At 38.1% G+C, this 13,982-nt stretch carries 22 protein-coding genes; 14 read left to right on the forward strand and 8 right to left on the reverse strand.

Annotation, left to right across the window (positions count from 1 at the left end; all coding sequences use genetic code 11):
* The 8 genes from WC356_01845 to WC356_01880 form a co-directional block, all read right to left on the reverse strand.
* Positions 1-445, reverse strand: a 445-nt coding sequence (locus WC356_01845; GenBank protein MFA5381878.1) for a hypothetical protein, incomplete at its 3' end; no start/stop codon positions are given.
* On the reverse strand, positions 442-588 hold the full coding sequence (locus WC356_01850) for a hypothetical protein (GenBank protein ID MFA5381879.1): 147 nt from the start codon (positions 586-588) through the stop codon (positions 442-444). The genes WC356_01845 and WC356_01850, both read right to left, overlap by 4 nt.
* 116 nt (positions 589-704) lie before the next feature.
* Positions 705-1,076, reverse strand: coding sequence for a hypothetical protein (locus WC356_01855; GenBank protein ID MFA5381880.1), 372 nt, complete (start codon positions 1,074-1,076; stop codon positions 705-707).
* A gap of 65 nt (positions 1,077-1,141) precedes the next feature.
* The gene (locus WC356_01860; protein MFA5381881.1) at positions 1,142-1,300 is read right to left on the reverse strand and encodes a hypothetical protein; all 159 of its coding nucleotides are present in this window, start codon (positions 1,298-1,300) and stop codon (positions 1,142-1,144) included.
* A gap of 77 nt (positions 1,301-1,377) precedes the next feature.
* Positions 1,378-1,596, reverse strand: a complete 219-nt coding sequence (locus tag WC356_01865; protein ID MFA5381882.1) for a hypothetical protein — start codon at positions 1,594-1,596, stop codon at positions 1,378-1,380.
* A gap of 46 nt (positions 1,597-1,642) precedes the next feature.
* Positions 1,643-1,930: a hypothetical protein gene (locus tag WC356_01870; GenBank protein ID MFA5381883.1), complete on the reverse strand. Its 288-nt coding sequence runs from the start codon at positions 1,928-1,930 to the stop codon at positions 1,643-1,645.
* 78 nt (positions 1,931-2,008) lie between these two features.
* Positions 2,009-2,260 carry a hypothetical protein gene (locus tag WC356_01875; protein ID MFA5381884.1) on the reverse strand — a complete coding sequence of 84 codons (252 nt, stop codon included), beginning with the start codon at positions 2,258-2,260 and terminating at the stop codon, positions 2,009-2,011.
* A 106-nt stretch (positions 2,261-2,366) separates the two neighbouring features.
* Positions 2,367-2,618, reverse strand: a complete 252-nt coding sequence (locus WC356_01880) for a hypothetical protein (protein MFA5381885.1) — start codon at positions 2,616-2,618, stop codon at positions 2,367-2,369.
* A 635-nt stretch (positions 2,619-3,253) separates the two neighbouring features.
* Between WC356_01880 and WC356_01885 the strand changes: the two genes are divergently transcribed.
* From WC356_01885 to WC356_01950, 14 genes are all read left to right on the forward strand, one after another.
* Positions 3,254-3,631, forward strand: a complete 378-nt coding sequence (locus WC356_01885; protein ID MFA5381886.1) for a hypothetical protein — start codon at positions 3,254-3,256, stop codon at positions 3,629-3,631.
* Positions 3,632-3,908: 277 nt separating this feature from the next.
* Positions 3,909-4,409 (forward strand): hypothetical protein, encoded by a 501-nt coding sequence (locus WC356_01890; GenBank protein ID MFA5381887.1) that lies wholly within the window; start codon positions 3,909-3,911, stop codon positions 4,407-4,409.
* Positions 4,406-4,900 carry a hypothetical protein gene (locus tag WC356_01895; GenBank protein MFA5381888.1) on the forward strand — a complete coding sequence of 165 codons (495 nt, stop codon included), beginning with the start codon at positions 4,406-4,408 and terminating at the stop codon, positions 4,898-4,900. Before WC356_01890 ends, WC356_01895 begins: the two co-directional genes overlap by 4 nt.
* Positions 4,897-5,574 (forward strand): hypothetical protein, encoded by a 678-nt coding sequence (locus tag WC356_01900; GenBank protein ID MFA5381889.1) that lies wholly within the window; start codon positions 4,897-4,899, stop codon positions 5,572-5,574. The genes WC356_01895 and WC356_01900 overlap by 4 nt, the downstream gene beginning before the upstream one ends.
* 12 nt (positions 5,575-5,586) lie before the next feature.
* Positions 5,587-5,817: a hypothetical protein gene (locus tag WC356_01905; GenBank protein MFA5381890.1), complete on the forward strand. Its 231-nt coding sequence runs from the start codon at positions 5,587-5,589 to the stop codon at positions 5,815-5,817.
* Between the two features lie 3 nt (positions 5,818-5,820).
* Entirely contained in the window at positions 5,821-6,792 is a 972-nt protein-coding gene (locus tag WC356_01910) for a hypothetical protein (protein ID MFA5381891.1), read from the forward strand.
* On the forward strand, positions 6,785-8,749 hold the full coding sequence (locus WC356_01915; protein ID MFA5381892.1) for a hypothetical protein: 1,965 nt from the start codon (positions 6,785-6,787) through the stop codon (positions 8,747-8,749). Before WC356_01910 ends, WC356_01915 begins: the two co-directional genes overlap by 8 nt.
* Positions 8,736-9,020, forward strand: a complete 285-nt coding sequence (locus WC356_01920; GenBank protein MFA5381893.1) for a zinc ribbon domain-containing protein — start codon at positions 8,736-8,738, stop codon at positions 9,018-9,020. The genes WC356_01915 and WC356_01920 overlap by 14 nt, the downstream gene beginning before the upstream one ends.
* Before the next feature lie 18 nt (positions 9,021-9,038).
* Positions 9,039-9,242: a hypothetical protein gene (locus WC356_01925; protein ID MFA5381894.1), complete on the forward strand. Its 204-nt coding sequence runs from the start codon at positions 9,039-9,041 to the stop codon at positions 9,240-9,242.
* Between the two features lie 170 nt (positions 9,243-9,412).
* Positions 9,413-10,402, forward strand: a complete 990-nt coding sequence (locus tag WC356_01930) for a hypothetical protein (GenBank protein MFA5381895.1) — start codon at positions 9,413-9,415, stop codon at positions 10,400-10,402.
* A 13-nt stretch (positions 10,403-10,415) separates the two neighbouring features.
* Positions 10,416-11,603 carry a hypothetical protein gene (locus tag WC356_01935; protein MFA5381896.1) on the forward strand — a complete coding sequence of 396 codons (1,188 nt, stop codon included), beginning with the start codon at positions 10,416-10,418 and terminating at the stop codon, positions 11,601-11,603.
* Positions 11,604-11,650: 47 nt separating this feature from the next.
* Positions 11,651-12,346, forward strand: a complete 696-nt coding sequence (locus tag WC356_01940; GenBank protein MFA5381897.1) for a hypothetical protein — start codon at positions 11,651-11,653, stop codon at positions 12,344-12,346.
* A gap of 48 nt (positions 12,347-12,394) precedes the next feature.
* Positions 12,395-13,072 carry a hypothetical protein gene (locus WC356_01945; GenBank protein MFA5381898.1) on the forward strand — a complete coding sequence of 226 codons (678 nt, stop codon included), beginning with the start codon at positions 12,395-12,397 and terminating at the stop codon, positions 13,070-13,072.
* Between the two features lie 11 nt (positions 13,073-13,083).
* On the forward strand, positions 13,084-13,977 hold the full coding sequence (locus WC356_01950; protein ID MFA5381899.1) for a hypothetical protein: 894 nt from the start codon (positions 13,084-13,086) through the stop codon (positions 13,975-13,977).
* Positions 13,978-13,982 lie beyond the last annotated feature (5 nt).

Here is a 13,982-nt window from a genome sequence, read left to right on the forward strand (position 1 = left end):
AGGCGTTAAAAAGACTGTCAACATCTGGATAGTCAGTCCGTACAATGTCGGCACATTGCTTTAGGGCTTTAGTTCTTGCCGCATACGCCGCATCCGCCGCCGCATCCGCCGCCGCATCCGCCGCCGCTCGGACATCTGTTATGGTGATTCTGCCGATATTAGAAGCCCAATTTTCTGTGGTTATTATACATTTTTCGACAACATCTTTATTTTTACCGGCATACGGCAAAGCTAATCTGGCGCATTTGCAGGCTGTCAGAACAAGTTTTTTTCTTTTTTCTAATTCAGGTTCACCGGATAATTTGCCGACAAGCCATAGCATCCAATCGCCGCGCTCGCATTTATCCCACAATTCCTGCGAAGTTTGATAATTATGAGCGTCTAAGACCACTTTTTCACACGCGCCGAGGTTTTTGATTTTTAAGATATAATCGTTGATTTTCATTTTTCGTTTTCCTTTTTTTTAAGTTCTAATTCTTTCCTTATGCTATCTACAATAGACTGCACAAGTTCAATATCTTGCATATCGTTTATGTCTATTGTTGCGCCCATTCTGTTCGGGCGATGTACTTTAAATTGAGCTATCATATTTTTACTCACTTTCTTAAAATTGTTTTAACGACCTGAAAAAGTATTACAAAAACAGTTAAGGCCGCAAAAGCTATCCCGATAATAAACAATGGGTTATTTACCGTCTCGAACATTTAGTCCTCACTTTCCGCCGAAGAGATTGCGGCTTGTACTTCTTTTAATTTTCCGGTAGCCGCAAGGCAATTCACAGTAGTTTCATCGGACAAAAGAGATTTGAGGGTTGCCAGAAGTTCTGGCGCAGCCGCTATCAAGCGGGCATTGTCTAATTGTTCATTGTCTTTACGGCAAGGGCAATAGGCAAGATGGTCTGTTTTGAATACAGGGTCTTGTTTTTCCGATAAAACTAATGCGCCTTGATTTTCAACTTTGTCTCCTATTTCTAAAATATCTTCTTTATCGAACCACCACAGCAAATGGCTATCAGTAACCAATACAACACCTTTTGGGTATTTAGTGGTTACGGTTCCAGACAGTTTATGTCCCATTGTTGTTTCTCCTGTTATGCGTGTTCCTATGTGAACATCACTATATTTAATGTTATTTAGCATCACTATACGCCTGCTTTCTTTGCTAAAACAGCGTCTCTTAACTTACTCAGTTCCGTATCTTGCCAAAATTCAACATCATTAAAAGCAATTTTAGCCATCAAAATAGCAAATTCAATATCAAAGCCATTGCGAACGCAGTATTTAGTTATAGCGTCTATCATTTTATCACCTTTTTTAAAATAAATCCCCTAAAAACCGCCTCCGGCCTACGCAGCCGAAAGCGGTAATTGAGGAAAAGTTATAGTTTAGCTTCAAATCCAAAAAATTCGCTATTAGCCCATTCGTGGCGGCCTTCAAATCCTAATTTTTCGGCTATAATAGCTTGACAAGGCCGGTAAGGATAATCGCTGGGCGGAAAATCCTGTTTTTCGTTTGCCCGCATACGTAAATGCTCTATTTGGCAAAGCAAGTCTTTTAAAACGCCTTGTGTTTCTGGAGATAAATTACAGGTTTTCATTTTACTTTCCCTTCAAAATAGTTCTTGATTATTGGTTAAATATAGGTTAAGATTTTAAATTATAGTTGTTGTCCGCTTGTGCGATTTTGTCAGAAAGAGCAATAGAAATCAATTTTTTAGTGATAGAAAGCGGGGCTTTATTGAGTTTTTTTTCTTCTCTCTGTAATTCTTCTTCTTCGGCGGCGTTTCGATAATCCATAAGTATTTCGGTTGGTGTATCTTGTCGATAATTTGCCAGTTCATCGGCTAATCGCCAGCCAGCGTTTTGACATATTAACAGTTTTATGCGTAATTTTTCAATTTCTTCGGCTATTTTAAGTAATTGATTTTTCATTGTTTTTACTCCTTAAAAAGTTAATAGTTTAGTATTTTATTCTATCCCGGCAATAAATCAGCGGGATAGTAGAAAAGGCTACTGCACCTTAAAGCCCCTTTTTATCTGTTTGAAGCAATCTGCGCCGATATTATACCATTTATCCGCTATTTCTTGCCCCGACTCCAACATCGCAGGGTTTATGGGCTTAAAATGATATATGTCGCAAGTGTAATTGCCGATAAAATTGCTAAAATGTTGTAGGGTATAGTATTTTTTGCCTTTTGTAATTTCAATTCCGCCGCAATTTGGATAATCAAAATTAACGTCCGAAAAAATAATGTTTTTCATTGTTAAGCTCCATAAAAAAAGTTTAAATTTATTGTTGACATTGATTATTTACTTTGTTATTATCAGCGGTTGTATTAGTGCCGCTTATATTTGCTCTTTGATAAAATTAGTAGTTATTTAGTTCCCATAAGTTTTTACCGGTATACTCTGCCCGCCTGTAAGGCTTTAAGATTAAAAAACCGAAACGCCCTAATATACGGGCGGTATTTGATTCTGCTATAGTGTAAACTTGATTAAATGCGGCGGAATCAGAATTATCCAAAGGACATATAAAGCGATACAAAAGGTCAATTTCTTCTTTGCTTATGGTATCGCAATCGCATTCGTCCGCCGGATTAGATGTATAGTATTCAGACATTGTAAGTACTCCATAAAAAGGTTATTAAGTTTTAAATATCACTGATATACATAGCAAGTAATCGACCAAAGTTATGCCAGAGATAATAAATAAATAAAATAAATTTACCAAAATCATAAATCTATACAAACAAAAGACTTATAATTATTATGGATAAAAAATAAAATAAAGTCTTGACAATAATCAAATGTTAAGATAAGATGTTTATGTAGTGATATATCAACAATAGAACACAAAACAACCGCCGAAAAACGACAAAACAACATAAAGCTATTAAAATAAAGAGTTTAGATTATGGATATATCAGATTATACTATTGACGCAAAAAAACAACACACGTGGTAAAAAAGAAACATACAACGCAAAAACCATAAATCAAACATAATTAAGCAAAAGTAAAAAACTAAACAAAAAACGCCATTATTAAGTAAATATATAACATACAAACGACAGATTATAACACATAAATCAAATATCAAACCCAACACCAGCTAAATAGCTTATAATTGACTCAAATACAGGCTTAATGTTAACATATCACAAACAAGACTATGTAAGAGCTAAATACACAAATCAAGCATATTGATAAAATAATAAGGATTTTGGGCAAAATTAAATTTCAAGAAAGGGTTAATATGTATCAAAACAAGACAAGGCAGAGAGAAGCGAATAAACTGGCACAAGCTCGATTTAAAGCCAAAAAACAGGGTATTGTGAATAATCAGGTAATACCCGCCGAGATAAACGCGCCACAATCAAATATAGGCGTAGTTCTCGGTAATACCCTGCCAGTAATACCCTCCGAAGTAATACCTTTGGTAATACCCGATAGTAATACCTTGACCATTGATGATATTATCAAGATGCCGCTTGCACAAGCGAAGGCATTGCTGCGCAGCTGGGCGACAGGCACTGGCTCGGCATATCAATCAGTACTGGGCAACCTTGCTATTGATTATGACGTTGTCAATCATCACTATCCAATTACACATTTAATATCAAGACAGGTTTAAATCAAAGGGCTAAATGTATCAAGACAAGGATAGATATAGCAGCAGAATCAATCGTGGATAGAATTAAACATATTGCAGATTCCGGCTATGGACTGGCGCGACCCCATACCCCCTCTTCTGTATGGAGTGGTAGGGGTGAGTATCTCCCATTCCCCACATTATTTCAAATCCAGTACAGGACATTTCTTATCTTGAGATAATTATATTGACAATGAATTGGATAAGTGTATATTGTATATAGAAAAAAAATTTTTGGTTAAAATTTTGGAGACTTATTATGAAATGGTTTTTGCACGAGATGTTTATTTTTTGGTTTTGGGTTGCCTTAATATATGTATCTTTGGTTGGTTTTGTGGATAACAGTCAGGTTAAGAGGAATTTTGACGAGAGTTGTATATATTATCATCCCACGATAAAGGACAGTTCTGCTGTTGATTGTAATGAGATGGTTTATGGCGGTACGAAATATAGTCAGCGTTTTAGTGGTATGTTGACGAATGTGCAGATAAAGTTGGCTGGTACTGATACTGATTTGGGGGTTGATGTTTATATTGACCCTCCTGAGCTTGGCGAGGTTCAGGTTAATGAATTGTTGTTGGTTGCGTCATTTACTGGTTTGAGTTGTGTTACTGGATATTATGATTTAGTAATACCGAGTTTTGATGATGGTTCTAATGGTTTTGGCGGCAATAGGAAGTATGGCAATGTTTATATCGCCGTGGTTGATACGAATGACACTTTGACTACTGATTGTAAGATATGGGTATTAACGGATTGAAAAAGAAGAAAAAGACATACAAGCGAGCTTTGAAGGTAGTGTCTAATCCTATTTTTGGGAATGAGGAACACCGTCCCTCTTCGTTGCAGATGCGATTTGCCGAGATATATCTTCGCCGGTTGGACTTGGGAGATGAGTTGGGAAGGGGCTTTGAGATAAACATACTTGAGAACGATTTAAAATGCAGGGGTCAGAACTGGTATAATTGGAATAGAGACCCAAGATTTGTTAAGTGGTTTTTGGCTTTAAAAGAAAATTTTAATGTTACCAGTGGTTTAAGCAATGTCCATACTGCTACATATTCACACGCTTTAAAGGAAAGTCCTGCCGATAGGAAGTTATTTCTTGAGCGATTTGATAAGATGTATAAGCCGCAGACTGCACAGAGCGTTTCTTTTGTTGGTATGAGACCGGCAGATAATATAAACGAAGATAGTGTTAAGAATCAATCAGAAGAGTTTAGGAAACGTATTGAGAGTAAGGAAGTATGATATATCCTCTCGAAAGCAATTTGAGACCTGTTGTTAGTGGTAAGGTATTCGATGCCTTGCTTAACGATGTCAATGCACAGAGGGTAGAATATATTCGTTGTCAGTCAGAGCCGTGGTATTGGCTTGTAAATTATGTCTTTACTAAGCGTAAGGACGAGAACGTTGAGAGTACGGAAGTTGAACGTTTTCCTGCTGATGAGTATTTGAGATATGTTTTCCATTTATGTTTTACAGAGAAGCACCTTGCCATTGACAAGAGTCGTCAAATGAGAATGACTTGGATTATGATGGCCTGCGGCCTTTGGTGGGCGCAATTTAGGAGTAATGAGGAAGTTATTTGTCAGACTAAGAAAGAGGACATAGCTGATTCGGAGTTGGTCAAGAGAGCGTTATTTATGTTTGAGAATCAACCTATATGGATGCGTCAGACTGTTTCGAGTGCATTTAATAAACTTAGTTTTCAAAATGGAAGTGTTATCAGGGGTATTCCGTCTGGCGGAGACCAGATAAGGTCTTATAATCCTACTCGATACTTTGGCGATGAATGTGGCTTTTTGGAAGGTGAATTTGAAGAATGTAAATCAGCGGCCTTAGCTTGCTGTAAAGATGTTAAATTATTTTCATCGGCACAGGCCGGTGAATGGGAACAATTTATAAATGACGTTGCAGCTTAAGGGAAAGAGAATATGAATATAGATGATAAAAAAGTAAAAAAACTATGGGGACATTGTTTTACCTGTTTTTATTGGGGCGAAAAGAAAAACACGTATCTAAATGAGAAAAGAGAATGTTTAAAATTGACACGAGAATTACACAATGAAAATGGATTATTAGATTGTACCACTGGAGATGAAAGTGAGCCATTTATAACTACTGCGGAAAATTTTGTTTGTTTAAATTGGCTACCACGAAAATAGAAAATGCTTAATCTTAGTCCAAAATTTGAAACAGTAATGGAAGGTATGCAGGCAAGGCGACTTGCCAATGACTTTGCGCATCTTCGTATTCATTACACGGCAGACCCTTTAAAGAGGGGTGATTGGGCGGCAAGACAGTCTGTTCTTTATGGCGGTCTTGAAAGTCCTACTTGGCGCAGGGAAATGGAGATTGACTATAACGCATTTTCAGGTCAGAGAATATGGCCGAGTTTGTGCAATTTCCACGATGCGCAGTACGATATGAAGAACTGGACGGTATATCGTGTAATTGACCAAGGCATACGTCATCCGACAGTATGTTTATGGATTGGTATAAATGCTAAAAAGGACAGGCACGTTTTTCGTGAGTATTATTCTACTGGTATGAGTATAGCTGAAAATTGCAGAAAAATACTTCGTATAGATTCCGGCGAGAACATAGCAGGTAGTTTTATAGACCCTGCTACGAGAAAGAGAAACGAAATTGATTTAACTTCCATTGCGCAGGTATATGGAGAAAATGGAATAAATTGTAGTTTTGCTGATAATTCTTTTGCTGGGTATGATACTGTAAGCCAAATGCTTTTATCTGCGCTGGCAAGGAAATCTCTTGACGGTATGAAAATACCGTTTATTGATAATCTTAAACCTACGAAAGAACAGTTGTATATGCTGGCAGAAAAACCTGCATTGACTTTCGATTTGAGATTTACTCCTAAGTGTTGGACTGAAATGTGCGGATTAAGATGGAGGCAGTCTAAAGTTGACCCTACGCAGAAATCGCAGGCCGAAACCGCAGTTGACGTATTTGACGACGGGCCAGACTGCGTAAGATATGGTTGCCAGAGCTATCTTGGTTTTAAGGGTGGTTCTGCCAAAAAGAATTTAACTATTGCTGAAATTATGAGAATGCACCGTGAGATAAAAGAGCAATACAATATGAATGAAAAACGACTACGGAGAGCTTATGTCTGATAAGACCGATAGAGATTTATATATATACTGGATGAACTGGATAAAGAGGTCTAAACTTCAACAGCCAGTCGAATCTTGGAAAAAAGCAGAGAATATGCTTCTTGTCAACAAGGATAAGGACTCTACTGAAAAATCTCCTTACCTATCTGGCTTTAGGCTTTTATATGAGAGATTGAAAAGTTATCTTGACCAGACCGACCCTACTTTTGACGTAGTACCTACTCTTGCGTATTTTGGCGACCAACAGGTTCTAAAGGAAACTGAATGCGATAAACGTTATCTTACTTATGTTTGGGACGAACAGAAATTACAGAGAATACAATCTCAAAAACTTGATAGTACACTGATAAGAAACTGTGGATATTCATTGCTTGGTTTTGATACTAAAAAGTGGATGCCTAAGTTAAGTTTCCTTAAATCAATAAAGACTTTTACCGACCCTGATTGCGATGGTGTAAAAGAAAATTCAAAAGCGATTGCGTACGAGGAAGATATATCTGTTGAGGAGTTTGTAAGTAAATATGAGAATGTTGATATAGATAAAGTTTTGAAAAAAGCTGGGAATATATTATCGGCAGAAGAACAGGAAAAACTCCCTGCTGATGTTGACAAAAAAATGTTCAGAACTATTAAGATTTATCATATTTTTGCAAAAGGTGATTCCGCTATACGCAAAAATGGCGATGAAAACGAAGTGCCTACTGTAAAAGAAGTAAAATCTTTAATAGATTCAGAGCCTAAAAGATATTTACAATTTACTGAAGGCTATGACAAGCCTTTGTTTGATGGTGAATGGCCTTATGATTTAGATAATAATGAATTTCCAATATCAGAACTGATGTTTAATACTGTTTCTGGTGATTATTATTCTTATACCGATAACGACCATATGACTCGCACTGACGAATTATGCGATAGCCTTTTGAAAGATGTTGAGGAAAACGCTTATTATTCTGGAAAGAAAAAATTTGCAGGTTCTTTGACTGCTAACGATATGACAAGAGAAAGTGTTGAATCTTTCCTTAACGACCCAAAACGAACTTATATTCCAGAAATGCTTGACGCTTCTGGTAAGCCTAAAATAGCGCAGATTGATACCGGCAAATTTGAGCCGGGTCTTATGAAAATTTACGAAATGTTTGATAATATAAGAAAAGAATCGTCTGCTCTTGGCGAATTACTTTCAAGTGCGCCACAGGAATTTAAAGATGTTACGGCTATTGCGGTAAGGGTTCAGGACGCTAATTCTCATCAGCATACCAATAGACGATTGTCCGGCCCAATGGGATATGAGGAAAGTATAAAAGACGATGCTATAAAGATTCTTGAAATAGCACATCAGTACGTTCCAAAGTTTTCGTTGACAAACGCTTCTCCTGAAAACATATATACGATTATTGAAAAAATTATAAACAAACAGAAACTTAAAGGAATAGACGAAAGTGATTTGGCTTGGTTGCGGGAATTATTAGAAATACTAATAAATTTGCCAGAAAATAAAATGCTTCCATTGCCTTGGTGGAAGACTAAGAAATTGGTTTCAAATGGAATTTCGCTTATACAACTTGGTGTTGACGCTATTGTAGGACAGGAATTAGCCGAATTTTGGCGTGAAGGTCAACCTCAACTTGAATTTAAGTTAAGTACTTCTGTAAGAGTTAAGAAAGGTTCTACAAGAGATACTACTCAAGAGAGTAAATCTGCTGCAATGAAACAATTTTATCTTGAAGTTATGCAGCCTTTGTATGAGGTAACAAACAGAATGGATTTGGCCGCTAAATACGTTAAGCAAACTGGTGAGATGGCCGGTATAGACCATATAGACGAACTTACGCCTACACAGGCAGACGCTCAAACCGCTATGGTAAAGAAACAAGAAGCTGAAATGATACAAAAAGAGGCAGCGATAGGCCAGATACAACCTCAAGGCGGAGGACAGCAAAATGCCAATGTATGATGTTTATTGTAAAAAATGTAAAAAAAAGTTTGAAGCGTATCAATCTTTCGAGAGTTATGATGAAAAGGTTGCTATATTCTGTGAATGTGGCCAACCGGCAACGAGACTTGTTTCTATGCCTACATTGCAGACTGATACTAATTTTATTTATACAGGAAAATTTGACAAGAGATTAGGCTGTAAAATTGAGGGCAGAAAGCACTGGAAACAGAAATTAAAAGAAAAAGGATATTGCGAGTTGTCAACTCGTGATATGAAGAATATGGATTAGAATAACAGGAAGGATTAAATGAAAAAACGTAAAAAACGTGATTTGGGAAGTAAAATTGATAGGGGTATAAAACTTTATAAGAAGTTATATAAACTTGAAAATGAAGTTGGACTACTTCATATTGGTTATTACAATGGCACTATACAGGAAAGTTTATATCTGAAACTTATTACGAGATTAGAAAAAAGGATTGACGATATTCTAAAAATGAAAAATTATTAAAAATTAAATAGGGTTTTTATCTTTCGTTGCAACGATTGATAGAACGTAAGAATAATATAAGACGGCAAGTTAGTGCTAACTCACTAACTCCGTCTTTTTTTATTGCCCTATGAGAAATAAGAATCACTTGTTGTGGTTCTAAATATAACTTTTTAAGGGAAAATTTTATTATGGAAAACAAGGGAATTATTAGTGTATCTGACGCTTTTAACGCTTCTGACGAAGAGCTGAATACAGAACTTCCAGTAGAAGAAGCGAAAAAGGCTGACGAAGCTGTAATTTCAGTGTCCGATGAAACCAAAGATGGCGAAATCGAAAAAACTGAAATTGAATCAGAGACAGTAGTAGCTGATGAAAAGAAAGATGTCAAAGTTGAAGCAGAGGCGAAAGCAACTGAAAAAACTTGGACAGAACTCGGCTTGCCGCAATATGAAGGACTTTCTAAAGCGGAAATTGCCGAAAGGGTTAGTATTACTAATAGGGAATACGGCAGAGCAACAAATACTATTGGACAGTTGCGAAAGCAGATTGGAACGGTAGTAGATACCCAAAAGCCTGCAAATAGCAAAGAGACAAAAGAAGATGTGCTTGCCGCTATTCAAAATCTTGATGAAGCTGAAACAGTTAAATTTAATGCGATGTACGAAGTAAATCCTGCCAAAGCCATATTGACTTACGGCGGGGACGCTATTAAAGAGATTGTTCGGGCGGAAATTGAGAACAGAGTACCTGCCAATTTAGATGTGCTTCTCCAGAAAAAAGCAGATGCAGAAAAGTTTGCAAACTTTATGTCAAGTCATTCAGATATAACAGATGGCGAACTTGAGTGGATGAAACAGGTTGATACAGAATATCTTGCCGGTCAGGAACGACCGTACGAAGAACTTTATGAACTTTCTCAAATGTGGAAAAATAAAGCCGAAAATGTTGAGGATGTTTATAATATGATGAAAAAATATCCAACTATGTCCATTGCAGAAGCTAAAAAATTCACAACAAAGGCAGTACCTGCTGCAACAACTGTTAGTAAAGAAAAAGTAGCGGAAACTGTAAAGAAATTAACAAATGCAAACCATACGAGTCAAACGTCAAAAACTGCGGAAGATATTCCAGATAATATCGGTTCTGTGCAGGAAGCGTTTGATTCCGTAACAGATTAAAAGGAGTTTTATTATGGGTTTAGCTTCAGCAATAGCCAGTCGTGGTATGTCTCAACGTATCAAATTGGCAGAGAAAGCTATTAAACAGGGCTTTTTCAATGAACGTGCTTTATTGAAAATAGCGGAAAAAAAGGGTAAAATCAAATATGGTGGAAGCCATACCGAATTTGAGTGGTATATCAGAAATGTAAAAGCGGGTCAGACCGCTACGTTTGGCAATCCTGATGGTGAGTTGTCAGTTCTTACTTTTGAAGAACAGCAACCTGCTAATAGGGTACATTTGCCTTATTGTTATCTGATGAAAACCTACGGTATCAGCGACAGGTCGATTGAGGCCAATAAGAACGCTTCTGACAATAAGATTTATGATATTATTGCAGAAAATCTTACATTGGCGCAGATATTTATGTATGACGCTCTCGGCCCAGCGTTGTATAACGGCACAAGTTCTGACACAGAACAGCCGGTAGGTCTTTTAGGTGCTTGTGGTAGTCCGATTCATACCTCTGCTCACGCAGTAGTGGCGGCTCTTGCAAGTTATGCCGGTAGAACTCTTACGACCAATGGATTCACTGGCTCGGCAATTTCTTCTTCAACTACTGGTCTTGGTATTCAGAGAACAGCAACTCTCGCTGCGGCTGGTACGTCTTGGGATGATAACCAATGGGCGCCGGTTGTAGGTTCGGTAGAAGATATTCTTACTACTGGCGGTTCTGCTTTAACTGCTTGGTCAACTGGTGGTATTCAGGCACTATCCATAATGGCAGACCTTATGAGTTTGACCAGAACCGTAAGTGGTACTGGCACACAGATTAAACCTGATACAGCTTTAATGGCACAAGGCCCGTTCTCGGCATTGAAGAATCTTGCGATTCTTGGCCAGTACAATGTTCGTGGTATCAATCTTGGTCGTGAAGATTTGGTATTTGCAAACTTCCCGAACTTTGTTGTTGATACTTTGACTTGTATCAAAGATACCGATGTTCCTGCTTCTGCTGATGGTACTGAAAGGGTTATTGTTCTCGATAGTAATGAGTTCTACGTTGAAACAACTCATACTAAGTCGGAAGGTCTTATCAAGACTGACTTTGACCCGAACATTGCGATTATCAACGGTGCTGTTGGAACATTGAAAGCTAATTTGGCGTATCGTGTAAGTTCGCCTACCGCAGTTGGCTGTATCGTTGGTTGTGGCGACTAAGTTATTAACGGCTGATGAATTATCGGCCTAATTTAAAGGAGTTTATTATGTATTTCAAAAATTTAGGCGTTCAAGTTCAATGTCCGGGCTTTGTCAATCCGGTGGACTTGAACGATGTCTTTATGGATGGCGATGATTTCCAGAAATGTCCTGTAACGGCAGAAGATTATACGTTGACTCAAGCAACGCAAGGTACAATGGCCTTGTCGGCTGGTGCTGATAATGGCGTTTTGCTGCTCGACTGCAACTCGTCAACTACCACGCAGGGCGCGAATATGCAGAGAATAGCCGCGCAGTTCACGCCAAAAGCCGATAGAGATATTTGGTTTGAGGCAAGAGTTAAGGTTGCTGATACAGGTGCACTTGCTACTGCCGGTGAAATTTTCGTAGGTCTTTCAGAAATTGATACTACGATTATTGCCACAAGTGTGGTTTCTCCGTCAAACTTTATTGGTTTTTCGTCTGTTACCGATGATGGCGTATTGCTCTCGAATAGCGAAAAGGCTGACGCTGGAACTACAAGTACGGGTGCTACGATAGCAGAAGATACTTGGATTACTCTTGGCTTCCACGTTACCGGAGTTAGCACTATTGACTTTTTTGTTAATGGTGTCAATGTCGCTACTCATACTACGGCTAACATTCCAATAGTTGCCCTTGCACCTTCGTTTGTTATGCAGAGTTCAGGTACAACTGACCCGATAATGCACATTGATTATTGGACGTGTATTCAGACTCGCTAAAAATTGTTATGGGGCGGGGAAACTCGCCCCAATTTTAAGGAGTTTATTATGTTTGAGCATATAGGTTATCTTGGAATGATTGATGGCATAATAAATGCGCGCATTCCAACTGATATGTATATTGATTATGATGATTTTAATTCGCAACCACCTTCTTTAACGTTGACGCAAGCAGTAACTGGCTCTTGGTCTCTTGATGATGATGCCGAAAATGGGGTATTGCTTCTTGATTCAGGTTCAACAACAGAGGCGCAGGGTATAAATGCGCAAAAATCGCTTGCCACATTTCTTCCAAAGGCTGAACGTAATTTATGGTTTGAAACAAGGGTTAAGGTTAGCGGTATTGATAATCTTAACGCCGAACTGTTTATCGGTCTTGCCGAAATAGATGGGACTGTCATTGCGGCAAGTGCTGTTTCCACTGCAAACCATATTGGCTTTTCAAGCGTAACTGACAATGGAGTTTTACTTGCAAATGCAGAAAAAGCAAGTACAGGTGCTACCGCAACAGGTGTTACAATTAAAAATGACACTTGGGTTACACTCGGTTTTAAGGTTTCTGGATTAAACTATATAACGTTTTTCGTAAATGGTGTGCAGGTTAGTTCTCTTCCAACCGCAAACATACCGATAGTGGTTCTTTCTCCAACTTTCGTATGTCAATCGGGTGGAACTGACCAACCTGTGCTTCACATTGATTATTGGGTATGTCAACAGACAAGATAAGGAAAATTACAATGAAAAAAATAATAATTATGATGGTTTTGTTTTTTACTACTTCTATTTTCGGTGCGGTGTCTTATACACCTTATGACCCTTCTGCACTTCACAATACAGATTTTGATGTATCAATGGACGCAAATATAATTCTCTTCGATGGTGCTACTGTCGATGGAAATGAGGTAAGGTTTAAATCTGACGACCCTACCGTTGATTCAAATATAATCCTGCCTGCGCCATCTGCGGCTGGAAGCTATTATGTTGCGTTATCAACTCTTGCAAGTAATAAACCTGATATTGCAAATGGTGTATGGTTAGCTTCTAATAGTATTGTTGCCGAGGGTTCAACTGCTGACGCTTGCGAAATTACAATATCATTTGCTAATCCAACGACAGGTGGTTGTACTGTTACAGTGCCAGCGGCTACTGGAACTGTATTACTAACAGGTAGAACTGCACAGCAATTTACACAGAGCATAGCAGGTGCAAAATTAGGTTCTGCTGGTGCAGGTTGGGAATTAGACGCTGCTGATGATTTGCTTCTTGCAACATTACCAGCTTCACAGACATCAGAGATTATAATTGTACCTATAACAGTACCTCTAAAAGTAGGTAGTATAATCACAGGATTTTCTATTAACGGTCAAATTGAAAGTGCTGGCGGTGCTGTAACTGTTGACGCTTCTATAAACAAAATGACTGCCGCTGCCGGAGATTTTACGACTGCTTCTATCGGCGCAATAACACAAGTTGCGAAAACTGCCGATTATAAAATAGTTGACGCTAATTCTGCGATTACTGCTGAAACAGTTGCCGCCGATGAAACGTTTTTTGTTAAAATAACTGGTACTACCGCTGCGACAACTGACGTTGCTATTGGTGGAATTACGATTACAGTAACAGAACCATAGGAAAT

It is taken from the genome of Candidatus Micrarchaeia archaeon, from assembly GCA_041653315.1.
GTDB lineage: Archaea > Micrarchaeota > Micrarchaeia > Anstonellales > JAHKLY01 > JAHKLY01.